Genomic DNA, 25,821 nt, shown 5'->3' with positions numbered 1-25,821 from the left:
GAAGCGCGCCGCTTTCGGCATCAGGCAATCTTGCCGTGGCACTGCTTGTACTTCTTGCCGCTACCGCACGGGCACGGATCGTTGCGTCCGACCTTCGGCACGTCGTCCGCGTTCACGTTCGGCGCTGCTGTCGACGACGAGCCGTGGCTCATCGCGTCGCCGATCATCGCGGCGGTCGCGGCTTCTGCGGCAACCGGTGCGGCCGACGCCGCTTCGGCAAATTCGGCGTGGCGGAACTCGACGTTCTCCAGATGGCCGCCCTGCTCTTCCATCTGCTCGGCGGCCTGTTCCAACTGTTCCGGCGACTGGATCTGCACGTTCATCACCACGCGGGTGACTTCGAGCTTCACGGCGTCGAGCATGGCGGCGAACAGTTCGAACGCTTCGCGCTTGTATTCCTGCTTCGGGTTCTTCTGCGCATAGCCGCGCAAATGGATGCCCTGACGCAGGTGGTCGAGCGCGGCCAGATGTTCGCGCCAGCTACGGTCCAGCGTTTGCAGCATGATCGAACGCTCGAACGCGCTGAACGACTCGCGGCCGACCAGTGCGACCTTCGATTCGTACGCTTCGTCGCCGGCGGCTTCGACCGCTTCGAGGATTTCGTCCGCGCTGATCGTGTTCGACTCGTTGATCATTTCCTGGATCGCGAGGTCGAGCTGCCATTCGTTGCGCAGCACTTCCTCCAGCTCAGGCACGTCCCACTGCTCTTCGATGCTGCCGGCCGGCACGAACTGATGGACGATATCGCCGATCACGCCCTGACGCATCGCGCCGATGGTTTCGGTGATGTCGTTCGCTTCGAGCAATTCATTGCGCTGCTGATAGATCACCTTGCGCTGATCGTTCGACACATCGTCGTATTCGAGCAATTGCTTGCGAACGTCGAAGTTGCGCGCTTCCACTTTGCGCTGCGCCGATTCGATCGAACGCGACACGATGCCTGCTTCGATCGCTTCGCCTTCCGGCATCTTCAGACGGTCCATGATCGCGCGCACGCGATCGCCGGCGAAAATGCGCAGCAGCGGATCTTCCAGCGACAGATAGAAGCGCGACGAACCCGGGTCGCCCTGACGGCCGGCACGGCCGCGCAGCTGATTGTCGATCCGGCGCGATTCGTGACGCTCGGTGCCGATGATGTGCAGACCGCCCGCGGCCTTCACCTGATCGTGCAACGCTTGCCATTCGTCGTGCAGCTTCTGGATACGGCTTTGCTTCTCCGCGTCGGCAAGCGTTTCGTCCAGTTCGAGGAACGACGCCTGCTTCTCGGCATTGCCGCCGAGCACGATGTCGGTACCGCGACCCGCCATGTTGGTGGCGATCGTGACGCGCTTCGGACGGCCCGCTTCGGCGACGATCTCGGCTTCGCGTGCGTGCTGCTTGGCGTTCAGCACTTCGTGCGGCAAGCCGGCCTGCTTCAGCAGATGTGACAGCAACTCGGAGTTTTCGATCGACGTGGTGCCGACCAGCACCGGCTGACCGCGCTCATAGCAATCGCGGATGTCGCGGATCACCGCGTCATAGCGTTCCTTCGCGGTCTTGTAGATCTGATCCTGCTTGTCGATCCGCTTGGGCGGACGATTGGTCGGGATCACGACCGTTTCGAGACCGTAGATCTCGTTAAATTCGTACGCTTCCGTGTCCGCCGTACCGGTCATGCCGGACAGCTTCGCGTACATACGGAAGTAGTTCTGGAACGTGATCGACGCGAGCGTCTGGTTCTCGCTCTGGATCTTGACGTGTTCCTTCGCCTCGACAGCCTGATGCAGACCGTCGGACCAGCGGCGGCCCGACATCAGACGGCCGGTGAATTCGTCGACGATCACCACTTCGTTGTTCTGCACCACGTAGTGCTGATCTTTGAAGAACAGCGTGTGCGCGCGCAGCGCGGCGTACACGTGGTGCATCAGCGTGATGTTTTGCGGCGCGTACAGGCTTTCGCCCTCGCCGATCAGGCCCCACTCGGCGAGCAGACGCTCGGCCTTTTCGTGGCCCGATTCCGTCAGGAACACCTGACGGCCTTTCTCGTCCAGCGTGTAGTCACCCGGCTTTTCGACGCCGGTGCCGTCGGCTTTCTCTTCGCCGATCTGGCGTTCGAGCAGCGGCGGCAGCGCGTTCATGCGCACGTAGAGTTCGGTGTGATCTTCGGCCTGGCCAGAGATGATCAGCGGGGTGCGGGCTTCGTCGATCAGGATCGAGTCGACCTCGTCGACCACCGCGAAATTCAGGGCTCGCTGCACGCGCGCGTCGGTCTCGTAGACCATGTTGTCGCGCAGGTAGTCGAAACCGAATTCGTTGTTCGTGCCGTACGTGATGTCCGCGGCGTAGGCTTCCTGCTTCGCGTCGTGATCCATCTGCGACAGGTTGATGCCGACCGACAGACCGAGGAAGTTGTACAGGCGCGCCATCCATTCGGCGTCGCGCTGGGCCAGGTAGTCGTTCACCGTGACAACGTGGACGCCGCGGCCCGACAACGCATTCAGGTAAACCGGCAGCGTCGCGACGAGAGTCTTGCCCTCACCGGTGCGCATTTCGCCGATCTTGCCGTAGTGCAGGACCATGCCGCCGATCAGCTGCACGTCGAAGTGGCGCATTTTCAGCACCCGCTTGCTGGCCTCGCGGCAGACCGCGAACGCCTCCGGCAGGAGCTTGTCGAGCGACTCGCCGCTCGCGACGCGCTGGCGGAATTCACCCGTTTTGGCGCGCAGTTGATCGTCCGTCAATTGCTCGATCTGCGGTTCGAGCGCATTGATCGCCGTGACGGTCTTTTGATATTGCTTGACTAGACGCTGGTTGCGGCTGCCAAAAATCTTCTGTAGAAAACCGGTGGTCATCGGATCGGTGTCTGCGTCGCGGCTTCGGCTGGTTCGCGGCGTGCATGATTCGTGCACGTGCGCTCCGGGGTCGGAGGGGCCTCGGCGGCTTAGTCCAAGAGTGAATTCGAATCGGGCATTTTAGCACGCGCCCCCGGCCGCGCCTGTGTCAGCGGTGAGACGGCGGCATGGCATTCCAGCCCCGCCGCGCCGACCTCCGACCGTACGCACTGACGCGGGCTCGCGTGCATCCCGCGCGGTACAATCGCGGCGTGAACGCGCATGGGGCGCGAACACACCGTTACTGTCGAACATGAGCCGTTTTCCGTCCTTTTCAAGACCGCCGCCGCAGCAGTTCAAGGCGCGCCGTCCGCAGCCCGTCGCCGAGGTGCTGAATCGCACCGATGCGTTCGCGGCCCTGCGCGCAGGCGTCGAGCAGATCGCGGCGCTGGAGAAGGATTTGCGCGCGTTGCTGCCGGACTATCTGGCCACCAGCGTGGAACCGGGCTTTATCAAAGACGGCGTGCTGGCGCTGTTTGCCGGGCACAACGCGCTCGCGGCGCGGTTGCGGCATCTCGAGCCGCGGCTGTTGTCGGATTTGCAGCAGCGCGGCTGGCACGTCAATGCGTTGAGGATTCGCGTGCGGCCGCAGCCGGCCAAGGAGCCGCCGCCGGTCAAGCAGGCGCGTATGACGCCGGTCGGCGCGGACGCGTTGCACGCGTTGAGCGAATCGCTGGCGCCGTCGCCGTTGCAGGAAGCGCTGGCGAAAATGGCGGCGCGGCATCGGAGAAATCGCTGAAACGAAACGAAAAAAGCGGCCCAGTGGGCCGCTTTTTCGTTGCTACCACGGGCTCGAAGGCCCGAAGGAATGCGTTACGCAAACGCCGTCTGCGTTTCATACGCGAAGCCGCGCGGCGCCTTCTGCGTGTCGTCGAAAGTGACGATTTCGTACGCGTCTTCATGCGCCAGCAACTCGCGCAGCAGCGCGTTGTTCAGGCCGTGACCCGACTTGTACGCGTCGTACGAAGCCAGCAACGGATGGCCGATCACATACAGATCGCCGATCGCGTCGAGCATCTTGTGCTTCACGAACTCGTCGTCGTAACGCAGGCCGTCGTTGTTCAGAATGCGGTATTCGTCGAGCACGATCGCGTTGTCCATGCTGCCGCCGCGCGCCAGACCGAGTTCACGCATCATTTCCACTTCATGCGCGAAGCCGAACGTACGCGCACGCGCGATGTCACGCACATACGACGTATTGGCGAAATCCACTTCCAGCGACTGCCCGGTTTTATCCACGGCGGGATGACGGAAGTCGATCGTGAATTTGAGCTTGAAACCAAAGTACGGATCGAGACGCGCGAATTTGTCGCCGTCACGAATTTCGACCGGCTTGGTGACCTTGATGAATTTCTTCGCCGCGTTCTGCTCTTCAATCCCCGCCGACTGAATCAGAAACACGAATGAACCGGCGCTGCCGTCCATGATCGGGATTTCTTCAGCGGTGACGTCGACGTAAAGATTGTCGATGCCAAGACCGGCGCAAGCGGACATCAAATGTTCGATCGTCGAAACGCGCGCGCCGTCTTTCTGCAACACCGAAGCCAGACGCGTATCGCCGATCGACAGAGCCGACGCGGGAATGTCCACCGGCGTGGGCAAATCCACGCGTGAAAACACAATGCCGGTGTCTGCCGCCGCCGGGCGAAGCGTCAATTCGACCTTACGGCCGGAATGCACGCCGATGCCGACGGTCTTAACGATCTGTTTAATAGTGCGCTGCTTCAACATGGTGATCTTCTATTCGATTGAAAATCCCAATCGGGACTTTTTGTTCCATAGCACGAATTATACTCCAATACCCTAAGGAGCGTCTTTGCGCGGAACGTATCAATCTGTTTCGCTGCATTACCCCGGGTGCGCCAATCAGGGAAAGCGTGACGGGCCGATATCCGGAACGGAGGCGTTTCCGGTCATCGGCCCGCGTAACGGCCTGTCACAAAAGCGTCTTATCGACCGTTGCCCGGCCACAACATGCGCTCGGGGCGACGGTCTGGACGCCGCGTAACTAGCTCAACGTTGCGAGGATACTCCCTGCATCGCTAACCTCGAATTTGCCGGCAGCCTCGACGTTCAACGTCTTGACCACGCCGTCGTCGACCACCATCGCGTAGCGCTGGGAACGGATTCCCATGCCGCGCGCCGACAAATCCTGCTCGAGACCAAGCGCCCGAGTGAAAGCCGCACTGCCGTCCGCCATCATGCGCACCTTGCCCGAGGCGTGCTGATCGCGTCCCCACGCGCCCATTACGAACGCGTCGTTGACGGACACGCACCAGATTTCGTCGATGCCCGCCGCGCGCAACTGCTCGGCGTGCCCGACATAGCCCGGTACGTGTTTGGCCGAACAGGTCGGCGTGAACGCACCTGGTAACCCGAAGATCACCACGCGCTTACCCGCCGTCTGCTCGCGCACGTCGAAGCTGTTAGGCCCGATCGTGCAGCCCGCCCGCTCGTCTTCGATCAACTCGAAGAGCGTCGCGTCGGGCAGCTTGTCACCTGTCTGAATCATGCTCAGTCCTTTGCATCGATGCGAAGCACGCTCGCACGCTGTCGTGTCGCAGTGAAGTCAATCGCGCCAGCCCTGAAACCGGCTGCGCGCCCCGGCGACAGTCGCCCACTCCGCTTCGCGAATCTGAAGAGGGCAGTTGTCCTCGCCGCGAATCTAACGATACGCGACCTGTTCGCCGTTCACCCGCCACGCTCATGCATTCGCCGGCCAGCGCTTCCAGAAGAAGCGCGGCAACGAAAGCCTGCTCGCGCGCTCAGTCCGCCTGCTTGCGCAGGAACGCCGGAATGTCGTACGTGTCGACGCCCTTTTCCTGCAGCGCCTGCACATGCGAAGCCGCCGTGTCGCGCGAGGTGCGCCATACGGCCGGCGTATCCAGTGCGCCGTAGTCGGCGGTGCTCGCGTGCGACGTCGACGGCGCGTACGCAGCGTGCTGCATCGTGCTGATCGGCTGGTTGTCGGTGCCGGTGCGCAGCAGCGTCATCGGTGCCGATTGCTGCTTCTTCGCCGCACGGCCCAGACCCGTTGCCACGACCGTCACGCGCAGCGCGTCGCCCATCGCGTCGTCATAAACAGCGCCGAAGATCACCGTGGCGTCTTCCGCCGCGTAGCTCTTGATCGTGTTCATCACTTCACGCGTTTCCGACAGACGCAGCGAACGGCTCGACGTGATGTTGACCAGCACGCCGCGTGCACCCGACAGATCGACACCTTCCAGCAGCGGGCTGGCGACAGCCTGCTCGGCGGCCAGACGCGCGCGATCGACGCCGGCAACCGTCGCCGTGCCCATCATCGCCTTGCCCTGCTCGCCCATCACCGTCTTCACGTCTTCGAAGTCGACGTTCACCAGACCGTCGACGTTGATGATTTCCGCGATGCCGGCAACTGCGTTGTTCAGAACGTCGTCTGCGCACTGGAAGCACTTGTCCATCTCGGCGTCATCGCCCATCACCTCGAACAGCTTGTCGTTCAGAACGACGATCAGCGAGTCGACGTGATCCTCCAGTTGCTGCGAACCGGCTTCTGCCACACGCATGCGCTTGCCGCCTTCGAACTCGAACGGCTTGCTGACCACGCCCACGGTCAAGATACCCATTTCCTTGGCGATCTGCGCGACCACGGGAGCTGCGCCCGTACCCGTGCCGCCGCCCATGCCGGCCGTGATGAAGACCATGTGGGCGCCGCGCAGTGCGTCGGCGATGCGTTCACGAGCTTCTTCCGCTGCCGCGCGGCCCATTTCCGGCTTGGCGCCAGCGCCCAGACCCGTGTTGCCGAGCTGGATCACCGCGGTGGCACGCGAACGCGACAGAGCCTGCGCGTCCGTGTTCATCACGATGAAGTCGACGCCTTGCACGCCTTTGTTGATCATGTGCTGAACGGCATTGCCGCCAGCGCCACCTACTCCGACCACCTTGATGATGGTGCCGTTCGTTTCGGTTTCCAGCATCTGGAATTCCATGTTGCCTCCGTCAAGATAAAAAATTTACAGCCACTCGGCCGTTATTCGGCAGGAGATCGGGCAACCCCCTGTCGCGCGCCGGCCGCCGGCACCAGCGCGAGTTTTTTAAAGCGAAATCGTTAGAAGTTGCCGAGGAACCAGTCCTTCATCCGCGTGAAGACCTGGCCCATCGACCCCGACTGCACCGCGACCTTGCGGCCGCGCATGCGTTGCGAGCGTCCTTCGACGAGCAGGCCCATCGCCGTCGAGTAGCGCGGATTGCGCACCACGTCGGCCAGACCGCCCGCGTATTCCGGCACGCCGATGCGCACCGGCTTCAGGAAAATGTCTTCACCCAGTTCGACCATGCCGAGCATCATCGACGCGCCGCCGGTCAGCACCACGCCGGAGCTCAGCAGTTCCTCGTAACCCGACTCGCGCACCACCTGCTGCACGAGCGAAAACAGTTCTTCGACACGCGGCTCGACCACCGCCGCCAGCGCCTGGCGCGACAGCGTGCGCGGACCGCGCTCGCCGAGACCCGGCACTTCGATCATTTCGTCCGGATCGGCCAACGCTTGTTTGGCGATGCCGTAATCGACCTTGATGTCTTCCGCGTCCGGCGTCGGCGTGCGCAGCGCCATCGCGATGTCGCTGGTGATCTGGTCGCCGGCGATCGGAATCACCGCGGTATGACGGATCGCGCCTTCGCTGAAGATCGCGATGTCCGTCGTGCCGCCGCCGATATCGACCAGCACCACACCGAGTTCCTTCTCGTCTTCGGTCAGCACCGCCAGCGACGACGCCAGCGGCTGCAAGATCAGATCGTTCACTTCGAGGCCGCAGCGGCGCACGCACTTGACGATGTTCTGCGCCGCGCTGACCGCGCCGGTAACGATATGCACCTTCACTTCGAGGCGAATGCCGCTCATGCCGATCGGCTCGCGCACATCTTCCTGACCGTCGATGATGAATTCCTGGGTCAGGATATGCAGCACCTGCTGATCGGTCGGAATGTTGATCGCCTTGGCCGTTTCGATCACGCGCGCCACGTCGGTCTGCGTGACTTCCTTTTCCTTGATCGCCACCATGCCGCTCGAATTGAAGCTGCGGATATGGCTGCCGGCGATCCCGGTGAAGACGTTGGTGATCTTGCAGTCGGCCATCAGTTCGGCTTCTTCGAGCGCGCGCTGAATCGATTGCACGGTGGCTTCGATATTCACCACCACGCCTTTCTTGAGCCCCTTCGATTCGCTCTGGCCGAGGCCGATCACCTCGTAGTGACCTTCGCCCTTTAACTCGGCGACGATGGCCACGACCTTCGACGTCCCAATGTCGAGGGCGACCAGCAGATCTTTATAGTCTTTACTCATAGCGTGCTCATTGCGTGTGATGTCCGTTTACTTCTTGCCCTTGTCGGGTTCGCTGATAAAGCGCATGCCAGCGGCACGAATCGCGAAACCGTTCGGATAGCGCAAGTCCGCATACTCGATATCCTTTCCCCAACGTTGCGTCACCGCATTCCACGCCGCGGTCAGGCGCTTGCTGCGATCGAGCAGCGTGTCCTGATTGCGTTCGCGCCCGAGTTCCACCTGCGTTCCGTTCGACAACTTCACCGTCCACGCATAACGCGGCGACAGCGTCACTTCATCCGGCGTCGCGCCCAGCGGCGCGAACCACTTCTGAAAATCGTGATAGCGCGCGACAACTTCTTTGGCCGTGCCGTCCGGGCCGTCGAACGCGGGCAGATCTTCTTCGAGCTCGCCCTGGTTCGCCGTGAACAGATCGCCGTCGACGCTCACCAACTGATCGCTGCCCCACGTTCCCAGCGGTTTGTACTCCTCCAGCGTGACAGCCAGCGCATTCGGCCAGACGCGCCGCACGCTCGCGTGACGCACCCACGGCATCTGCTCGAACGCTTGCCGCGCGACGTCGAGATCGACCGTGAAAAAATTGCCCTTCAACCGCCCTACTACCCCGGCGCGCACCGTCGGTGAATTGATGTGCTCGGTGTCGCCGTCGATCTGGATTTCGCGCAGCGCGAAATTCGGGCGCTGGATCAGCCAGTAACCGCCCGCCGCCAGCAGCACGAGCACCAGCAACGCGTTCAGCGCGTTGGCGGCGAAATTGAGCTGGCGAACGTTGTTCCACATGGTGTTGCTTTCGGGTCGCCCCGGTTAGTCCTGCAGCGTCAGCGCCAACACGCCGACAACCAGATCCTGATAGCTGATGCCCACCGCGCGCGCCGCTTTCGGCGGCAGCGAGTGATCGGTCATGCCAGGCGCCGTGTTCACTTCCAGAAAATACGCATTGCCGTCGGCGTCCATCATGAAATCGGCGCGGCCCCAATCGGTGCAGCCGAGCACGTCGAACGCGCGGCGCGCCAGCACTTTCAGACGCGCTTCTTCTTCGGGCGCGAGTCCGCACGGAATCAGATACTGCGTGTCGTTCGCGATGTACTTCGCGTGATAGTCGTAAAACTCGCCGGCCGGCACGATGCGGATCAGCGGCAGATCGAGATCGCCGGCAATGCACGCGGTGTACTCGCCGCCGCCTTCAATGCTCTTCTCGACCACGACGATCTTGTCGTACTTGATCGCTTCGAGTAACGCGGCCGGCAACGCGTCCGCGCTCTTCACCTTGATCACCGCGACGCTCGACCCTTCGCTCGCCGGCTTCACGAACAGCGGCAAGCCGAGCTTCGCGACGATGTCCTGCGCGCGCGCCGCGTAATCGTCGCCGCGCAGCACGGTTTCGAACGGCGGCGTCGGAATGCCGAGTTGCTGCCACACGAGCTTGGTGCGGAACTTGTCCAGACCGAGCGCCGAGCCGAGCACGCCGCTGCCGTTGTACTTGATGCCGTAGAAGTCGAGCGCGCCCTGAATCTGGCCGTTCTCGCCGTAACCGCCATGCAACGCAATGAACGCGCGGTCGAAGCCTTCCGCCTTCAACGCGCCGAGCGGACGCTCGGACGGGTCGAACGGATGCGCGTCGATACCGGCGTCGCGCAGTCCTTGCAGCACCAGGCGGCCGGACGTGAGCGACACTTCGCGCTCGGCGGATTCACCGCCGAGAAGTACTGCCACCTTGCCGAATTTTTTCGGATCGATACCGCTCATCTCACACCTTCGTTTCCTGAGCGAGGCGACCCGGCACACCGCCGATCGAACCCGCGCCCATCGTGATCACCACATCGCCGGCGCGCACTACTGCTGCGAGCGCGTCCGGCACTTCGTCCACCGAATCGACAAACACCGGTTCGACCTTGCCCGTCACGCGCAGCGCGCGCGCCAACGCGCGGCCATCCGCGGCGACGATCGGCGCTTCGCCGGCCGAATAGACTTCGGTCAGCACGAGCGCGTCGACGGTCGACAGCACCTTCACAAAATCTTCGAAGCAGTCACGCGTGCGCGTGAAGCGGTGCGGCTGGAACGCCAGCACCAGACGCCGGCCCGGAAACGCGCCGCGCGCCGCCGCCACCGTCGCGGCCATTTCGACCGGGTGGTGACCGTAGTCGTCGACCAGCGTGTACGTGCCGCTACCGTTACCTTCGCTCACGACCGGCACTTCGCCGTAACGCTGGAAGCGTCGGCCCACGCCGTTGAAATCCGCCAGCGCTCGCTGGATATCGGCATCTTTCACTTCAAGTTCAGTCGCAATCGCAATCGCGGCCAACGCGTTCTGCACATTGTGCTCACCCGGCAGGTTCAGCACGATGTCGAGCGGCGCCGCGTCTTCACGCATGGCGGTGAAATGCATCTTGCCGTCGTGCGCCGTGACGTTGACCGCGCGCACCTGCGCATCGGGCGCCAGACCGTAGCGAATGATCGGCTTCGACACGAACGGCAGGATTTCCTTCACGTTCGGATCGTCGACGCACAGCACCGCGATACCGTAAAACGGCAGACGGTGCGTGAACTCGATGAACGCCTGCTTGAGCCGCGCGAAATCGTGGCCGTAGGTGTCCATGTGATCGGCGTCGATGTTAGTAATAACTTCGATCACCGGGAACAGATTCAGGAACGACGCGTCGGACTCGTCCGCCTCGGCGACGATAAAGTCGCCCGTACCCAGCCGCGCATTCGCACCCGCGCTGATCAGCCGGCCGCCGATCACGAAGGTCGGATCGAGCCCGCCCGCCGCCAGCACGCTCGCCACCAGCGAGGTGGTCGTGGTCTTGCCGTGCGTACCGGCAATCGCAATGCCCTGCTTCAGACGCATCAATTCCGCGAGCATCACCGCGCGCGGCACGATCGGAATGCGGCGATGACGCGCGGCCAGCACTTCCGGGTTGTCGCTACGCACCGCGGTCGAGACGACCACCGCGTTCGCGCCTTCAATGTTCTCCGCCGCGTGACCGATCGCGATCCGCGCGCCGAGGTTCGCCAGACGATCGGTGATCGCGTTGCTCGTCAGATCCGAGCCGCTCACCTGGTAGCCGAGGTTGACCAACACCTCCGCGATGCCGCTCATGCCGACACCGCCAATGCCGACAAAGTGAATATGTTTGACGATGTGTTTCATTGCTTTCCTTCTGGGCTCGCGCCCGAAATCGAACCCGCCACGGTCGCGCAAATCTGCGCGACCTGTTCCGTGGCGTCGGGTTTCGCGAGCGAGCGCGAACGCTCCGCCATCTCCGCGAGACTTGCCCGCGTCTGGCTGCGCAACCAGTCGGCGAGCATTTCCGCCGACAGATCGCGTTGCTGCACGACCAGCGCCGCGCCGTTGCCGGCGAGGAACGCTGCATTGGTTGTTTGATGATCGTCTACGGCAAACGGGAACGGCACGAAGAACGCCGCCACCCCAACCGCTGAAATCTCCGACACCGTCATTGCGCCCGAACGGCAGATCACCAGATCGGCGTTCGCATACGCACTGGTCATGTCGTCGATGAACGGCACGAGTTCGACGCTGTTCTGCTCACCGTCGCCGGCCGGCAATCCCGCTGCCGCGTAGTTCTCGCGTAGCGCGTCGATATGCTTCGCGCCGGCCTGATGCACGATGCGCGGCCGTTCGTTCGGCGCGAGCAACGCGACCGCACGCGGCACTACTTCGTTCAACGCCGCCGCGCCCAAACTGCCGCCCACCACCAGCACATTCAGCGGACCACTGCGTTGCGCGTAGCGTGCTTTGGGTGCAATTGCGCGCGCAAGTTCCTCACGAATCGGGTTTCCTGTCCATTCGCCGTGCGGCAATGCGTTCGGGAACGCAACCAGCACGCGTTTGGCAACTTTCGCGAGCACCTTGTTGGCGAGGCCCGCGATCGAATTCTGTTCATGCAGCACCAGCGGACGACCGCTCAATGCGGTCATCAAACCCGCCGGAAACGTGATGTAGCCGCCCATGCCGAGCACGACGTCCGGCTTCACGCGACGCAGCACGGAAAGACTTTGCGAGCAGGCGCGCAGCAGATTCAGCGGCAGCATCAGCTTGGTCTTCAACCCTTTACCGCGCAGTCCGCCGAAGCGCACGTATTCCATCGGGATGCCGTGCTTCGGCACCAGCGTCGCTTCCATGCCCGCCGGGTTGCCGAGCCATACGACCTTCCAGCCCCACGCCTGCATCAGGTGCGCGACCGCGAGGCCCGGGAACACGTGTCCCCCGGTGCCACCGGCCATCACCATCAGCGTGCGTTGCGGCGCTGCGGTCATACCTTCCCTCCGCGCATCAGCACCCGGTTCTCGTAATCCACGCGCATCAACACCGCCACCGCGACGCAGTTCAGCAAAATGCCCGAGCCGCCATAACTGACGAGCGGCAACGTAAGCCCTTTGGTCGGCAGCAGCCCGAGGTTCACGCCCATGTTGATGAAGGTCTGCGCGCCGAACCAGATGCCGAGGCCCTTCGCGACCAGGCCCGCGAACGTGCGGTCGAGCGCGAGCGCCTGACGGCCGATCTCGAACGACCGGCGCACGATCCAGTAGAACATCAGGATCACCACCAGCACGCCGACAAAACCGAGTTCCTCGCCGATCACCGCGAGGATGAAGTCCGTATGCGCTTCCGGCAGATAGTTGAGCTTCTCGACGCTGCCGCCGAGACCCACGCCGAACCACTCGCCGCGCCCGAAGGCGATCAGCGAGTGCGTCAATTGATACGCCTTGCCCTGCGCGTAACGGTCGTCCCACGGATCGAGGTACGCGAAAATCCGCTCGCGGCGCCAGGGCGACGCCCACACCAGCAAGCTGAACGTGCCCACCGCCGTGGCCACCAGCCCGCCGAACAGCTTGCCGTTCACGCCGCCGAGGAACAGCACGCCCATCGCGATCGCCGCGATCACCATGAACGCGCCCATGTCCGGCTCGAGCAGCAGCAACGCGCCGACGAGGCCAACCGCGACCGCCATGGGCAGAAAGCCTTTGGCGAAGCTGTGCATGTATTCCTGCTTGCGCACCGTGTAGTTCGCGGCGTAGATCGTCACCGCGAGCTTCATGATTTCCGACGGCTGCATGTTCGTAATGCCGAGCGGAATCCAGCGGCGCGCACCGTTCACGCCCTTGCCGATGTGCGGAATCAGCACGATCACCAGCGCGAACAGCGAGATCAGGAAGAGCTTCGGCGCGTACTTGTCCCACGTCGAGATCGGAACGCGAAACGCGACGATGCCGATCACCGAGCCCAGCACCACGAATAGAATCTGCCGGGCGAGAAACGCCCAGTCGCGGTACGACGAATACTTCGGCGAGTCCGGCATCGCGATCGACGCCGAATACACCATCACGACGCCGAGCCCGAGCAGCGCGACGACCACCCACAGCAGCGAGTGATCGTAGTCGAGCATCCGCGAGCGCAGCGGACGCACGCCGTTGACGGCGCTCGCCAGCCCGCTGCCCGTGCGACCGCCGACGCGCGCCGCGCCGCCGCCCGAGGCGCCTTCGCCGGCGCCCGCGGTGCGTGAACCGAAGCGTTCCGACCAGCTCATATCATCGTCCCCCGTTCGGCCGCGATGTCTTCCACCGTGCCGCGAAATACTTCGGCGCGGTGCGCGTAACCCTTGAACATGTCGAAGCTCGCGCAGGCCGGCGACAGCAGCACGGCGTCGCCCGGTTGCGCCAACGCGGTGGCGGCGCGCGTCGCGTCTTCGAGCGTGGCGTGGTCCGTCAACGCGATGCCGGTGTGTTCCAGCGCGGCGCGAATCTGCGGCGCGTCGCGGCCGATCAGCATCACGGCACGGCACCAGCGCATGACCGGCGCGGCGAGCGGATCGAACTCCTGACCCTTGCCGTCGCCGCCGGCGATCAGCACCACGCGTTGGGCGAGGCCGTCGAGTGCTGCGACCGTCGCGCCGACGTTGGTGCCCTTGCTGTCGTCCACGTAATCGATGCCTTCGATCGACGCGATCAATTCCACCCGATGCGGCTCGCCACGGTATTCGCGCAAGCCGTGCAGCAGCGGCGCCCCCGGCAAACCGACAGCGCGCGCAAGCGCGTATGCGGCCAGCGCGTTCGCGGCATTGTGCAAACCGCGAATGCGCAAGGCGTCCGCCGGCATCAAGCGCTTCAGCGCGATGTTCGGCAGCGCCACGACTTCGTTCTTGCGACGGCGCTTGGGCACCGGCTCATCGCTCGCGTCGCGGTCATGCGCTTCGACCAGCCAGACAATGCCGTTCTCGCGCAGCAAACCGTAGTCGCCGTCGTTCTTCGGCTCGGTGACGCCGAACGTCACGACGTCGGCTTCGCTCTCTCCCGAAGGCGCGAGGGACATCACCCGCGCGTCGTCGCGATTCAGTACGCGCACGGTCTGCGGTCCGAAGATGCGGCCCTTCGCGGCGGCGTATGCATCGAGCCCGCCGTGCCAGTCCAGGTGGTCTTGCGTGATGTTCAGTACGGCGGCCGCGTCCGGTGCGAACGTGTGCGCGGTTTCGAGCTGGAAGCTCGACAGTTCCAGCACCCACACGTCGGGCAGCGCGGTGTTGTCGATCGCTTCACTGAGCTTGTCGAGCAGCGACGGGCTGATGTTGCCCGCCACCGCGACCTTCTTGCCGGCGCGTTCGCACAGCAGGCCGGTCAGGCTCGTGGTGGTGGTCTTGCCGTTAGTGCCGGTGATCGCAATCACCTTCGGCGCGTAGCCGCTTTCGCCGAGCGTCTGCAACGCCAGCGAGAACAGTTCGAGTTCGCCCCACACGGGAATGCCTTGCTCGCGCGCGGCGCTGATCAGCGGCAGCAGATCGGCGGCGAGCGGCGACAGACCCGGGCTGATCGCCACGAGTTCGATGCCGTCGAGCAACGCTGGCGAAAACGCGCCGCCGACGAATTCGGCATCGACGCGGTGCGCTTCCAGCGCGGACAGGTTCGGCGGCACCTCGCGCGTATCGGCCACACGCAGCCGACAGCCGTGCCGCGCGCACCAGCGCGCCATCGCGAGACCGGATTCACCCAGTCCCAGCACGAGCACCATCGGCTTTTGCCGATCCCGAAACTTCTCGCCGAACATCGCCTGCTTCCCTTAGAACCTGCTTAACGCAACTTGAGCGTGGACAAACCGAACAGACACAACATGAGCGTGATGATCCAGAAGCGCACAACGACTTGCGTTTCCTTCCAGCCCGACAGTTCGAAATGGTGATGCAGCGGCGCCATCTTGAAGAGACGCCGCCCTTCGCCGAAACGGCGCTTGGTGAATTTGAACCACGTGACCTGCAACATCACGGACAGCGTCTCGGCGACGAAAATGCCGCCCATGATGAACAGCACGATTTCCTGACGCACGATCACCGCGACCGTGCCAAGCGCGCCGCCAAGCGCAAGCGCGCCGACGTCGCCCATGAACATCTGCGCGGGGTGCGTGTTGAACCAGAGAAACGCGAGCCCGGCTCCGCCCATCGCCGAACAGAAGATCAGCAATTCACCCGCGCCCGCGATATGTGGGAACAGCAAATACTTCGAGTAGACCGAGCTGCCCATCACATAGGCGAACACGCCGAGCGACGCACCCACCAGCACGACCGGCATGATCACGAGACCGTCGAGGCCGTCGGTGAGATTGACCGCATTGCTCGAACCGACAATCACCAGATACGTCAGCACGATGAAGCCCCACACGCCGAGCGGATAGCTGATCGACTTGACGAACGGCAGCATCAGATCGGCGCGCGCCGGCAAGCCCATCGACAAACCACTGCGCACCCACGCCATGAACAGGTCATAGACGCGCACGTTGTTCGCTTCGGACACGCTGAACGCCAGATAGACCGCCGCGAACAGGCCGATCACCGACTGCCAGAAATACTTCTCGCGCGACGACATGCCGCGCGGGTCTTTGTAGACCACCTTGCGGTAATCGTCGACCCAGCCGATCACGCCGAAGCCGAACGTAACCAGCATCACGATCCAGATGAAGCGGTTGGTCAGATCGGCCCACAGCAGCGTAGCCACCGCGATGCCGAGCAGAATCAGCACGCCGCCCATGGTCGGGGTGCCCGATTTGATGAGGTGCGATTGCGGACCGTCTTTACGAACGGCCTGACCGACCTTCATCGCGGTCAGTTTGCGGATCACCGCCGGGCCGCAGACGAGCCCGATCAGCAGCGCGGTGATGGTGGCCATCACCGCACGGAATGTCAGATAACTGAACACGCGCAAGAAGCTTGCGTCATTCTGCAGCCATTGCGCCAGCGCCAGTAGCATGCTTCGGTCCTTCTAGTTCAATGTGCGGCGGGCGTCGTGCCCGCTGCGTTGGGTTGTGGACTCGTCACGGCGTCCACCACGCGTTCCATTTGCATGAAGCGCGAGCCTTTCACGAGAAGCGTTGCCGCAGAACCGAAACCGGCCTGCTGCAATTGCGCGACCAGCGTGCCGACGTCGGCCACATGGTGCGCGTCCGCGCCATACGCGGTGCAGGCGTCGCGCGAGGCGTCGCCCATGGCGTACAGCGCGTCGATACCGCGTTCCTTCGCGTAGGCACCGATCTCGCGATGGAACGCCGGGCCGTTGTCGCCGACTTCGCCCATGTCGCCCATCACCAGCACGCGCGGCGAGGCGCACGACGCGAGCACGTCGATCGCGGCGCGCATCGAGTCGGGATTGGCGTTGTACGTGTCGTCGATCACGGTGGCGCCGGTCAGCGCACCGACCGCCGCCTGCTTGACCTGCAAGCGGCCCTTCACGGCGCCGAACGATTCGAGACCGCGCTTGATCGCATCGAGCGAGACGCCCGAGGCGAGTGCCGCCGATGTCGCGGCCAACGCGTTGTGCGCGTTGTGATTGCCGAGCACTTGCAGCGTGACTTCAACGTGACCTGCCGGCGTGTCGATGCGCAACACGTTGCCGTCGAACGTACCTTTGACGGCGGCTTCGGTCACGCGCTCAGCGGAGTTCAGCGCGAAGTCCATGATGCGGCTGCCGGTGGCGGCCACGCGCCAGATGCTCGCGTAGGCGTCGTCGGCCGGGAACACGGCCACGCCTTCCGGCGACAGCGTGTGAATCACGCTGGCGTGTTCGAGCGCGACCGCTTCGACGGTCGCCATGAATTCCTGATGCTCGCGCTGCGCGTTGTTCACCACCGCGACGGTCGGCTCGGCGATCTTCGCCAGCAACGACGTTTCGCCCGGATGGTTCATGCCGAGTTCGACCACCGCGAGTTGATGCGCGGCGTGCAGACGGAACAGCGTGAGCGGCAAGCCGATGTCGTTGTTGAAGTTGCCGGCCGTGGCGAGACGGTTGGGTTCACCCACGGCGGCGGCAAAGATCGACGCGATCATTTCCTTGACCGTGGTCTTGCCGTTGCTGCCCGTTACCGCGACGAGCGGCAGGCTGAGCTGGCGACGCCAGCCGCGCGCGAGTGCGCCGAGCGCGACGCGCGTATCGGTCGTCACGAGCAGCGACGGCACGCTCCAGTCGGCCGGCGCGCGCGTAATCAGCGCTGCCGTCACGTTGCGCGCCGCGACTTGCGGCAGGAAGTCGTGCGCGTCGAAGCGCTCGCCCTTGATCGCGATGAACAGATCGCCCGGGCCGGCGCTGCGGCTGTCGGTCGAAATGCGCTCGATCGTCACGCTGTCGTCGCCGAGTACGGTGGCGCCCGGAATCAGCGCGGCGGCTTCACGCAGCGAAAACATGGCTTTTCCGGACTGGCTCATTCGCCACCTCCGCGTGCATGCGTCGCGCGCGCGGCAAGCGCGAGGCGAGCGTGGTCCTGATCGGAGAAAGCGCGTTTCTTACCCATGATTTCCTGGGTGGCTTCGTGCCCCTTGCCGGCCAGCACGATGACGTCTTCGCGCGCGGCAGTGCGGATCGCTTGCAGGATCGCGCTCGCGCGGTCTTCGATACGGCGCGCCTTCGACGCGTCCTGCATGCCGGCCGCGATCTGTTCGAGGATTGCTTGCGGATCTTCGCTGCGCGGGTTGTCGCTGGTTACGACCACGCCATCGGCAAGCCTTTCGGCGATCGCGCCCATCAGCGGACGCTTGGTCGCGTCGCGGTCGCCGCCGCAGCCGAACATGCAGATCAGTTCGCCGCCGCGCGCGGCCGCCATGGGGCGCAACGCTTCGAGGGTTTTTTCCAGCGCGTCCGGCGTGTGCGCGTAATCGATCACGACCAGCGGCTCATCGTTCTGCAACCGGCCGCCCAGGCGCTGCATGCGGCCGTTCACCGGTTCGAGCTTCGACAGTTCGGCGAGTGCGGCATTGAACGGCACGTCGGCGGCGAGCAGCGCGCCGAGCACGCCGAGCAGATTGCTCACGTTGAACGCGCCGAGCGTTTGCACTTCGACGTCGGCATGGCCCCAATCGGACGTGCTCAGATGAAATGCGGTGCCGGTGGCCGTGGCGCGCACGTTCGACGCGAGCAGCAACGCATCGGCTTGCGGCGCGTCTTGCAGCGCGCCGTCGAGACCGTAGGCGATCGTGCGGGCGTGACCTTGCGTGCTGGCGAGCAGACGACGGCCGGCGGCATCGTCGCGATTGATCACGGCCGCGCGCAGTTCCGGCCACGCGAACAGACGCGCCTTCGCCGCTTCATACGCCGCGAAGGTGCCGTGATAGTCGAGATGGTCCTGGGTGAGATTCGTGAACACGGCGATGTCAAACGCCGTGCCGTTCACGCGCCCCTGATGCAGCGCGTGCGACGACACTTCCATCGCCACCGCCTGCGCGCCGGCGTCGCGCAACTGCGCGAGGCTGCGTTGCAATTGCGGCGCGTCGGGTGTCGTGAAACCGGTGTGCACGAGTTGGCCCGGCAAGCCCGTGCCGAGCGTGCCGATAATCGCGCAGCGCTTGCCGAGCGCGGTCAGCGCCGCCGATACCCACTGGCTGCACGACGTCTTGCCGTTCGTGCCGGTAATGCCGACCGCCAGCATCGCGTCGCTCGGGTCGCCGTACCAGCCGCTTGCAATCGAACCGGCGAGTTCGTTCAACGCCGGCACAGCCAGCGTGGTGTCCTGATCGATCGGCTCGGCAAAACCCTCGGGCTGCACCAGCACCGCGGCGGCGCCACGTTCGAGCGCGCCGTCGATAAACGGGCGGTTGTCCGCGCCATCTACCGCGTAGGCGAAAAATGCGTCACCCGCTGCGAGCGAACGCGTGTCGGCGTGCAGATGCGCGCCTGGCTGCACGCGTGCGTGCAGCCAGGTGAGCGCGTCGGCGATCTGCCGGTGGGCGGGATGGTGCTTGCGCAACGCGCTCATCGCACCACTCCCGGATGGCTTTTCGCGGAGGCGGAAATCGTCATCTTTTTAGCGCCGGCGCTAGTTGAAAGTTTCTTGGCGACGGCAGGCGTGGCCGGTGCGCCCGGCGCAGGCGGCGCCGAATCGTCCGACACCACCATCTGCTTGACCGGCATGTCCGGCGGCACATTCAGCGAGCGCAGCGTATCGCCGACGATCGCCGAGAACACCGGACCCGACACCTGACCGCCAAAGTGACTGCCGGCCGTCGGTTCGTCGACCGACACGGCGACGACGATGCGCGGATTCGGCATCGGCGCCATACCGACAAACGACGCGCGGTATTTGGAGTGGTCGTAACCATGCGCGCCGTGCTTGTACGCGGTACCGCTCTTGCCGCCGACGCGATAACCCGGCACAGCCGCATCCGGCGACGTGCCGCCCGGCGCGGTGACGGTTTCGAGCATGGCGCGCACTTCGCGAGCGGTGGTCGGCGCGAAGATCTGCGGACCGGTCGCCGGTTGATCGGTCGGCGTACGGAAGATCGACACCGGCATGATCTCGCCGTCGTGGGCGATCGCGGTGTACGCGCGGCCCAACTGGAACAGCGACACCGACAGACCGTAGCCGTACGACATGGTCGCCTGCTCGATCCGGCGCCAGCTCTTCCACGGCCGCAGACGGCCCGCCGCCGCGCCTGGGAAGCCGACCTTCGGCGCCTGACCGAGACCGATGCTGGTGTACATATTCCACATCTCTTCGGGCTTGAGCTGCATGGCGATCTTCGTCGCGCCGATGTTGCTCGACTTCTGGATCACGCCGCCCACGGTCAGCACGCCGAACGCGCTGTCGTCGGTAATCGGCGCACCGTCCAGCACAAAGCGGCCGCCGCCGGTATCTACCAGTGTAGTCGGCGTGACGCGGTGCAGATCGAGCGCCAGCGACACCGTGAACGGCTTCATGATCGAGCCCGGCTCGAACGTATCGGTCAGGATCCGGTTGCGCAGTTGATCGCCGGTCAGGTGCGAACGGTCGTTCGGGTTGTACGTCGGGTAATTGACGAGCGCCAGCACTTCGCCGGTCCGCACGTCGATCACCATCGCCGCGCCGGCCTTCGCCTTGAATTTCTCGACGGCCGCCTTCAGGTTCGTATAGGCGATGTACTGGATCTTGCTGTCGATCGACAGGTCCACGTCGTCGCCGTTGTGCGGCACGACCTGCTCGTCCACATCTTCGATGATGTGGCCCATGCGGTCCTTGATCACGCGACGGCTGCCCGACACACCGGCGAGCAGTTTCTGGTCGCCGAGCTCAACGCCTTCCTGGCCTTCGTCTTCCACATTGGTGAAGCCGATCAGGTGAGCCGTGATCTCGCCTTCCGGATAGAAGCGTTTGTACTCGTCGCGCGAGTAAATACCCGGGATGTCCAGCGCGGTCACCTTGTCGGCCACGTCCACCGGCACCTGGCGCTTCACGTAGACGAAGTTCTTGTCTTCCGACAGCTTGGCGCGCAGTTCCTTGTTCGTCATGCCGAGCAGTTTGCCGAGCGAGGTCAGCTTGTCCGCGCCGAGGTCGTCCGGCACCGATTCGGGAATGGCCCAGATCGCGCGCACCGGCAGGCTCGTGGCGAGCACCAGGCCGTTGCGGTCGAGAATCTTGCCGCGCGTGGCCGGCAATTCGAGGCGGCGCTGATAGCGGATTTCGCCCTGCTTCTGATAGAACGCGTTGCCCGGACCCTGAATCCAGAACGCGCGCCCGGCCAGCGCGACGAACGCCATGAACAGCATGAACACGACGAGTTTCGAGCGCCACATCGGCAGGCGCACCGACAGGATCGGATTGGCCGAGAAGGCCACGCTCTTGCGAGTCGACGATTTTTTCATCGCACGCCTCCGCGACGGGTCGCCACCGGCGCCGAGGCCGGGCCGGAAGTCGGAATCGGCGCGTCCTCAGCCTTGACGGCGCCCGGGTCGAGCGTCAGGTACTGGGTGCGGCCGGTCGTGACCGATTGCATTTTCAGCGAGTCGGTCGCGAGCTGCTCGATGCGCGAGGTTTTCGACAACGCGCTCTGCTGATATTGAAGCTGTGAATAGTCCTGCTGCAGCTGATGCTCCTGCGATTGGGCACGCTGCAACTGGATAAAAATCTGCCGCTGCTGATTGGTCGCGTTGACAACCGACAACGCGCATCCCATCACGATGATCAGCAGGAAGATATTGAGGCGGTTCATGGCGCGATCCGCTCCGCCACACGCATCACGGCAGAACGGGCGCGCGGGTTGGCGGCGACTTCAGCGTCGCTCGCGAACACACGGCCGATGATTTTGAGCGGGGGGCTCGGCAGATCGACGGCGCGAATCGGCAGGCGACGATCCACCTGAGGCGTACTGGCGTGCGCCTGCAGGAATCGCTTGACGATCCGGTCCTCGAGCGAATGAAAGCTGATGACCACCAGCCGCCCCCCTTGCTCCAACAGCGACAACGCTGCTTCTAAAACGACTTGCAGCTCCGCAAGCTCTTGATTGATGTGAATCCGTATAGCTTGAAAGGTGCGGGTTGCCGGATCCTTGCCCTTCTCACGGGTCTTGACGACGTTAGCCACGATTTGGGCAAGCTCGCCCGTGCTGACGAGAGGCCCAAGACGGTCGGACTCTGCCCGGCGAGCAACAAGCGCCTTTGCAATCTGAAAAGCAAACCGTTCTTCCCCATAATTTCGTATCACCTCCGTCAATTCCTGCACCGTGGCCCGCGCCAGCCAGTCAGCCGCGGACTCGCCGCGCGTCGGGTCCATGCGCATATCGAGCGGGCCGTCGGCGCGGAAGCTGAAGCCCCGCTCCGGATCGTCGATTTGCGGCGACGATATGCCCAGATCCAGCAAGATGCCCGACACGCGCCCTACGCCACGCTCCGCAACCGCGGCGCGCAGTGAAGCAAAACTCTCGTGCACGATGCTGAAGCGCGGATCCGCGATCTGCTGCGCCGTGGCGATGGCGAGCGGGTCTTTGTCGAACGCGATCAGACGCCCCGACTCGGCCAGCTTCTCCAACACCAGGCGGCTGTGACCACCGCGCCCGAACGTGCCGTCCACATAAACGCCATCCGCGCGATTAACCAGCGCGTTGACCGCTTCGTCCAGCAGCACCGTGCGATGCTGCAATTCGTTTCCCATCGCAGGTGCCATATATGTAAGCCGCGATCAGAACGTGAAATTCTTTAACGCTTCGGGCATGCCCTCGGCGATGGCCGCCTGTTCCTTCGCGGCGTAAATCTGTGCGTCCCACAGCTCGAAATGACGACCCATACCGAGCAGGTTCACTTCTTTTTCCAATGCGCCAGCCGCGCGCAATTCCGGCGACACGAGCACGCGCCCTGCACCGTCCATATCCACATCCATTGCATTACCGAGAAAAATGCGCTTCCACCAGGCCGCGTTCATGGGCAGCTTGTCGACCTTGTCGCGGAAGATCTCCCATTCCGGGCGCGGAAAGAGCAACAGGCAGCCGTCCGGGTGCTTGGTGATCGTCACCCGGCCCTCTGCCTGTGTTTGCAGCGCATCCCGATAGCGAGAGGGAATCGACATCCGCCCTTTCGCATCGAGCGTCAGCGCCGACGCCCCTTGGAACACTTCGCTCTCCCCTGTCGACCCGAGTCACTCACTCCGGCCTCATGCCACTGATTGCTGTCGCGGCGCTTTTTTGCGCCCGCTACCCGATTCGTGAAAATCTACCCCAAACCACCCGTGAGATCACACAAAAATACACTTTCTCACACTGTCTCCCACTTTAGAGTAACGCTAAAGAGGGGTCAAGGGAGATAACTGCTTTTTGAACGAATTTTGTTTGTTAGAACAAGGACTTAGCGCGAGACCTTCACGTCAGACATAAAACGGAAAACCGTTATAAATGAATGAGCTAGTGCAACTTGTGAAGGTGATACGTGAAAAGTATGGGGGAACAGCGCGGAATGTAAGAGATCGTCAAGCGGGATGGGATGATGGCAGCGGGGTTTTCAGCGACTTCTGGCGGACGACGCGCGAGGCGCCGTCCCACTTCCGGTCTTGCGTTCTGCCGGGGGTGCATTTTCTGCGTTCAACCCCGGTTTCGCATATATATGCCTTATATGTAATAGGCGGTGCGCGTCATGACTTTCGACACCGCGCGCATCAGCGCACGCACGGGCAACGGCAACTCGATGCCGCCGGCGTCCATCGCGGCCTTGCCGTGCTCGGCTTCATCCACGCGCATCTGCTCGACGATTGCGCGCGACTCGTGGTCGGCCGCCGGCAACTGATCCAGATGGCTATCCAGATGCTGCTCCACCTGACGCTCGGTTTCCGCCATGAAGCCGAGGCTCACGCGGTCCCCCAGGCGCCCCGCCGCGAGACCGATAGCCAGCGCGCCGGTGTACCAGACCGGGTTCAACAGACTCGGGCGCGAATCGAGCGCTTCGAGGCGCTTCGCGGTCCACGCGAGGTGATCTTCTTCCTCGATCGCGGCGTGCGTGAACACGGCTCGCAACGAAGGCGACTTCGTGGCAAGTTTCTGCGCCTGGTAAAGCGCCTGGGCGCACACCTCGCCGACATGGTTCACGCGCATCAGTCCGGCGGCATGCGCGCGCTCCGCGGGTGAGAGTTCGGGCACCTCGCCACTCACCGATGATTCTTGCGGAACCGGTAACGGACGACTCATCCGCGACACGCCGGTCATTGAGCGTAAACCCCGATCAAACTCGCTAATCAACTCGTCCAGAAACATTCAGCACTCCCTCATTCGACAGCCGCTCCGACGAACCCGAAGGCCCGTGCGACAAGGCTTTTCGGGCGGAAAACGGTGCCACGAAAACCTTTAATCCGCATGACTTCGACGGCCAATTCCTGATTCTAGACCATGTTGCGTAAACGAAACAGGAGCGTTCCCGGCCGTCTCCTTTTTCTTTGTGCCATGTATGCCTTTTGTTACATTACGTGCAACTTCTCGCGAAGTTGGACAAGCAAGGCCTCAACGCTAGACAAATATTCGCCTTGTACAAAAGATTCGTAATCCTTGGAGATCATTCGATGAAAAAGTCGCTTCTCGCTCTCGCAGCACTGGGCGCATTCGCAGGCGTCGCACATGCGCAGAGCAGCGTGACCCTGTACGGCATCATTGACGAAGGCTTCAACGTCAACACCAACTCGGGTGGCAAGCACCTGTACAACCTGTCCAGCGGCGTTCTGCAAGGTTCGCGTTTCGGCCTGCGCGGCACGGAAGATCTGGGCGGCGGTCTGAAGGCCATCTTCGTGTTGGAAAACGGCTTTGACGTGAACAGCGGCAAACTGGGTCAAGGCGGCCTGATGTTCGGTCGTCAAGCTTACGTCGGCCTGTCGAGCCACTTCGGCACGGTCACGCTGGGTCGTCAGTACGACTCCGTGGTCGACTACGTCGGTCCGCTGGAAGCGGGCGACCAGTGGGGCGGCTACATCGCTGCTCACCCGGGCGACATCGACAACTTCAACAACGCGTACCGAACCAACAACACGGTCAAGTACACGAGCGCAAACTACGGCGGCCTGACGTTCGGCGGCACGTACAGCTTCGGCGGTGTTGCAGGCAACGTCACGTCGAACCAGATCTGGTCGTTGGGCGCTGGCTACAACAACGGTCCCCTCGTTTTGGGCGTTGGTTACTTGAACGCACGCACCCCGGCAGCTTCGGGTGGCCTGTTCAACAACGGCGGCACGATCTCGCCGAACACGCCGGCTACGGCTACCGCCGCTGCTAACTTCGCAGTGACGACGCCGTCGTACGCTGGTTTCGCTTCGGCAAACACGTACCAGGTCATCGGTGCAGGCGGCGCGTACACGTTCGGCGCGGCAACGATCGGTGCTACGTACTCGAACATCCGTTTCGGCAACCTCGGCGCAGCTTACTCGACGCCTGGTCTGAATCAGTACAAGGGCCAATCGGCTACGTTCAACAACGCGGAACTCAACTTCAAGTATCAGTTGACCCCGGCATTGCTGATCGGCGCTGCATATGACTACACGCGCGGCGTGGAAATCGCTGGCGCAACGCGCGCTCAGTACCACCAAGGCGCAGTTGGCGTGGACTACTTCCTGTCGAAGCGTACCGACGTGTACGTGACGGGTGTGTACCAACACGCTCTGGGCGAAACGCTGAGCGCAACGGGCGCAACGGTCGCGGCTACGGCTGGCATCAACGGCCTGACGGGTTCGTCGAGCCAGAACCAGTTCACGGCTCGCATCGGTATCCGTCACAAGTTCTAATAAGTCGTAATAAAGCAGTCTGCCTCAAAGGCGCCTTCGGGCGCCTTTTTTTATGGGCAGTGGCCTGTCCGGCTGTCCTGAACAGGTAGCGTTTTGCCCCGCATGCTTCTGAGGTGCCGGCTTGACGAAAAAAGGCCCGGCAG

21 protein-coding genes are annotated in these 25,821 nt (G+C 63.4%); 2 read left to right on the top strand and 19 right to left on the bottom strand.

Features of this window, described 5'->3' with window-relative positions; genetic code table 11:
- Window positions 1-20: 20 nt before the first annotated feature.
- Complete coding sequence (secA, locus tag GGD40_RS14965) at window positions 21-2,831, bottom strand: preprotein translocase subunit SecA (RefSeq protein ID WP_179744952.1); 2,811 nt, start codon at window positions 2,829-2,831, stop codon at window positions 21-23.
- 292 nt (window positions 2,832-3,123) lie between these two features.
- On the opposite strand from secA, the gene GGD40_RS14960 reads away from it, so the two are divergent.
- Entirely contained in the window at window positions 3,124-3,609 is a 486-nt protein-coding gene (locus tag GGD40_RS14960; RefSeq protein WP_179708193.1) for a DciA family protein, read from the top strand.
- A gap of 74 nt (window positions 3,610-3,683) precedes the next feature.
- Here GGD40_RS14960 and lpxC read toward each other — a convergent pair whose 3' ends face one another.
- The 18 genes from lpxC to coq7 form a co-directional block, all read right to left on the bottom strand.
- Window positions 3,684-4,601 (bottom strand): UDP-3-O-acyl-N-acetylglucosamine deacetylase, encoded by a 918-nt coding sequence (lpxC, locus tag GGD40_RS14955; protein ID WP_179708191.1) that lies wholly within the window; start codon window positions 4,599-4,601, stop codon window positions 3,684-3,686.
- A gap of 277 nt (window positions 4,602-4,878) precedes the next feature.
- Window positions 4,879-5,382, bottom strand: coding sequence for a peroxiredoxin (locus tag GGD40_RS14950; protein ID WP_035548832.1), 504 nt, complete (start codon window positions 5,380-5,382; stop codon window positions 4,879-4,881).
- 253 nt (window positions 5,383-5,635) lie between these two features.
- Entirely contained in the window at window positions 5,636-6,838 is a 1,203-nt protein-coding gene (gene ftsZ / locus GGD40_RS14945; RefSeq protein WP_035548835.1) for a cell division protein FtsZ, read from the bottom strand.
- Between the two features lie 119 nt (window positions 6,839-6,957).
- A complete protein-coding gene (gene ftsA, locus GGD40_RS14940; RefSeq protein ID WP_007180311.1) occupies window positions 6,958-8,190 on the bottom strand; it encodes a cell division protein FtsA in 1,233 nt (410 codons plus the stop codon).
- Window positions 8,191-8,217: 27 nt separating this feature from the next.
- Window positions 8,218-8,970, bottom strand: coding sequence for a cell division protein FtsQ/DivIB (locus tag GGD40_RS14935; protein WP_179744099.1), 753 nt, complete (start codon window positions 8,968-8,970; stop codon window positions 8,218-8,220).
- Between the two features lie 24 nt (window positions 8,971-8,994).
- Window positions 8,995-9,936: a D-alanine--D-alanine ligase gene (locus GGD40_RS14930; protein WP_179708187.1), complete on the bottom strand. Its 942-nt coding sequence runs from the start codon at window positions 9,934-9,936 to the stop codon at window positions 8,995-8,997.
- 1 nt (window position 9,937) lies between these two features.
- Entirely contained in the window at window positions 9,938-11,341 is a 1,404-nt protein-coding gene (gene murC, locus GGD40_RS14925) for a UDP-N-acetylmuramate--L-alanine ligase (protein WP_179744098.1), read from the bottom strand.
- Complete coding sequence (murG, locus tag GGD40_RS14920) at window positions 11,338-12,468, bottom strand: undecaprenyldiphospho-muramoylpentapeptide beta-N-acetylglucosaminyltransferase (protein WP_179708185.1); 1,131 nt, start codon at window positions 12,466-12,468, stop codon at window positions 11,338-11,340. The genes murC and murG overlap by 4 nt, the downstream gene beginning before the upstream one ends.
- Window positions 12,465-13,739: a putative lipid II flippase FtsW gene (gene ftsW / locus GGD40_RS14915; protein ID WP_179708183.1), complete on the bottom strand. Its 1,275-nt coding sequence runs from the start codon at window positions 13,737-13,739 to the stop codon at window positions 12,465-12,467. Before ftsW ends, murG begins: the two co-directional genes overlap by 4 nt.
- Window positions 13,736-15,250 carry a UDP-N-acetylmuramoyl-L-alanine--D-glutamate ligase gene (gene murD / locus GGD40_RS14910; protein WP_179744097.1) on the bottom strand — a complete coding sequence of 505 codons (1,515 nt, stop codon included), beginning with the start codon at window positions 15,248-15,250 and terminating at the stop codon, window positions 13,736-13,738. The genes ftsW and murD overlap by 4 nt, the downstream gene beginning before the upstream one ends.
- A 23-nt stretch (window positions 15,251-15,273) precedes the next feature.
- Window positions 15,274-16,443 (bottom strand): phospho-N-acetylmuramoyl-pentapeptide-transferase, encoded by a 1,170-nt coding sequence (mraY, locus tag GGD40_RS14905; protein ID WP_035548854.1) that lies wholly within the window; start codon window positions 16,441-16,443, stop codon window positions 15,274-15,276.
- A gap of 17 nt (window positions 16,444-16,460) precedes the next feature.
- Window positions 16,461-17,891, bottom strand: coding sequence for a UDP-N-acetylmuramoyl-tripeptide--D-alanyl-D-alanine ligase (locus GGD40_RS14900; protein ID WP_179744096.1), 1,431 nt, complete (start codon window positions 17,889-17,891; stop codon window positions 16,461-16,463).
- Entirely contained in the window at window positions 17,888-19,435 is a 1,548-nt protein-coding gene (locus GGD40_RS14895; protein WP_179744095.1) for a UDP-N-acetylmuramoyl-L-alanyl-D-glutamate--2,6-diaminopimelate ligase, read from the bottom strand. The genes GGD40_RS14900 and GGD40_RS14895 overlap by 4 nt, the downstream gene beginning before the upstream one ends.
- Window positions 19,432-21,297 (bottom strand): peptidoglycan D,D-transpeptidase FtsI family protein, encoded by a 1,866-nt coding sequence (locus tag GGD40_RS14890; protein ID WP_179708174.1) that lies wholly within the window; start codon window positions 21,295-21,297, stop codon window positions 19,432-19,434. Before GGD40_RS14890 ends, GGD40_RS14895 begins: the two co-directional genes overlap by 4 nt.
- Window positions 21,294-21,644: a cell division protein FtsL gene (gene ftsL, locus GGD40_RS14885; RefSeq protein ID WP_179708172.1), complete on the bottom strand. Its 351-nt coding sequence runs from the start codon at window positions 21,642-21,644 to the stop codon at window positions 21,294-21,296. Before ftsL ends, GGD40_RS14890 begins: the two co-directional genes overlap by 4 nt.
- Window positions 21,641-22,594 (bottom strand): 16S rRNA (cytosine(1402)-N(4))-methyltransferase RsmH, encoded by a 954-nt coding sequence (gene rsmH, locus GGD40_RS14880; protein ID WP_035548866.1) that lies wholly within the window; start codon window positions 22,592-22,594, stop codon window positions 21,641-21,643. Before rsmH ends, ftsL begins: the two co-directional genes overlap by 4 nt.
- A 15-nt stretch (window positions 22,595-22,609) precedes the next feature.
- Window positions 22,610-23,038 (bottom strand): division/cell wall cluster transcriptional repressor MraZ, encoded by a 429-nt coding sequence (mraZ, locus tag GGD40_RS14875; protein WP_035548869.1) that lies wholly within the window; start codon window positions 23,036-23,038, stop codon window positions 22,610-22,612.
- 490 nt (window positions 23,039-23,528) lie between these two features.
- A complete protein-coding gene (gene coq7 / locus GGD40_RS14870) occupies window positions 23,529-24,167 on the bottom strand; it encodes a 2-polyprenyl-3-methyl-6-methoxy-1,4-benzoquinone monooxygenase (RefSeq protein ID WP_179708168.1) in 639 nt (212 codons plus the stop codon).
- 302 nt (window positions 24,168-24,469) lie between these two features.
- Here coq7 and GGD40_RS14865 point away from each other — a divergent pair, with 302 nt between their 5' ends.
- On the top strand, window positions 24,470-25,678 hold the full coding sequence (locus GGD40_RS14865) for a porin (protein ID WP_179744094.1): 1,209 nt from the start codon (window positions 24,470-24,472) through the stop codon (window positions 25,676-25,678).
- Window positions 25,679-25,821 lie beyond the last annotated feature (143 nt).

It is taken from the genome of Paraburkholderia bryophila (assembly GCF_013409255.1).
Taxonomy (GTDB): Bacteria; Pseudomonadota; Gammaproteobacteria; order Burkholderiales; family Burkholderiaceae; genus Paraburkholderia.
Note: the sequence above shows the minus strand (reverse complement) of the source record. Positions and strands in the feature narration are given on the sequence as shown.

Coding starts and splice junctions, on each gene's coding strand:
- secA (WP_179744952.1), bottom strand. CDS start 2,831: ATGACCACCGGTTTTCTACAGAAGATTTTTGGCAGCCGCAACCAGCGT.
- GGD40_RS14960 (WP_179708193.1), top strand. CDS start 3,124: ATGAGCCGTTTTCCGTCCTTTTCAAGACCGCCGCCGCAGCAGTTCAAG.
- lpxC (WP_179708191.1), bottom strand. CDS start 4,601: ATGTTGAAGCAGCGCACTATTAAACAGATCGTTAAGACCGTCGGCATC.
- GGD40_RS14950 (WP_035548832.1), bottom strand. CDS start 5,382: ATGATTCAGACAGGTGACAAGCTGCCCGACGCGACGCTCTTCGAGTTG.
- ftsZ (WP_035548835.1), bottom strand. CDS start 6,838: ATGGAATTCCAGATGCTGGAAACCGAAACGAACGGCACCATCATCAAG.
- ftsA (WP_007180311.1), bottom strand. CDS start 8,190: ATGAGTAAAGACTATAAAGATCTGCTGGTCGCCCTCGACATTGGGACG.
- GGD40_RS14935 (WP_179744099.1), bottom strand. CDS start 8,970: ATGTGGAACAACGTTCGCCAGCTCAATTTCGCCGCCAACGCGCTGAAC.
- GGD40_RS14930 (WP_179708187.1), bottom strand. CDS start 9,936: ATGAGCGGTATCGATCCGAAAAAATTCGGCAAGGTGGCAGTACTTCTC.
- murC (WP_179744098.1), bottom strand. CDS start 11,341: ATGAAACACATCGTCAAACATATTCACTTTGTCGGCATTGGCGGTGTC.
- murG (WP_179708185.1), bottom strand. CDS start 12,468: ATGACCGCAGCGCCGCAACGCACGCTGATGGTGATGGCCGGTGGCACC.
- ftsW (WP_179708183.1), bottom strand. CDS start 13,739: ATGAGCTGGTCGGAACGCTTCGGTTCACGCACCGCGGGCGCCGGCGAA.
- murD (WP_179744097.1), bottom strand. CDS start 15,250: ATGTTCGGCGAGAAGTTTCGGGATCGGCAAAAGCCGATGGTGCTCGTG.
- mraY (WP_035548854.1), bottom strand. CDS start 16,443: ATGCTACTGGCGCTGGCGCAATGGCTGCAGAATGACGCAAGCTTCTTG.
- GGD40_RS14900 (WP_179744096.1), bottom strand. CDS start 17,891: ATGAGCCAGTCCGGAAAAGCCATGTTTTCGCTGCGTGAAGCCGCCGCG.
- GGD40_RS14895 (WP_179744095.1), bottom strand. CDS start 19,435: ATGAGCGCGTTGCGCAAGCACCATCCCGCCCACCGGCAGATCGCCGAC.
- GGD40_RS14890 (WP_179708174.1), bottom strand. CDS start 21,297: ATGAAAAAATCGTCGACTCGCAAGAGCGTGGCCTTCTCGGCCAATCCG.
- ftsL (WP_179708172.1), bottom strand. CDS start 21,644: ATGAACCGCCTCAATATCTTCCTGCTGATCATCGTGATGGGATGCGCG.
- rsmH (WP_035548866.1), bottom strand. CDS start 22,594: ATGGCACCTGCGATGGGAAACGAATTGCAGCATCGCACGGTGCTGCTG.
- coq7 (WP_179708168.1), bottom strand. CDS start 24,167: ATGTTTCTGGACGAGTTGATTAGCGAGTTTGATCGGGGTTTACGCTCA.
- GGD40_RS14865 (WP_179744094.1), top strand. CDS start 24,470: ATGAAAAAGTCGCTTCTCGCTCTCGCAGCACTGGGCGCATTCGCAGGC.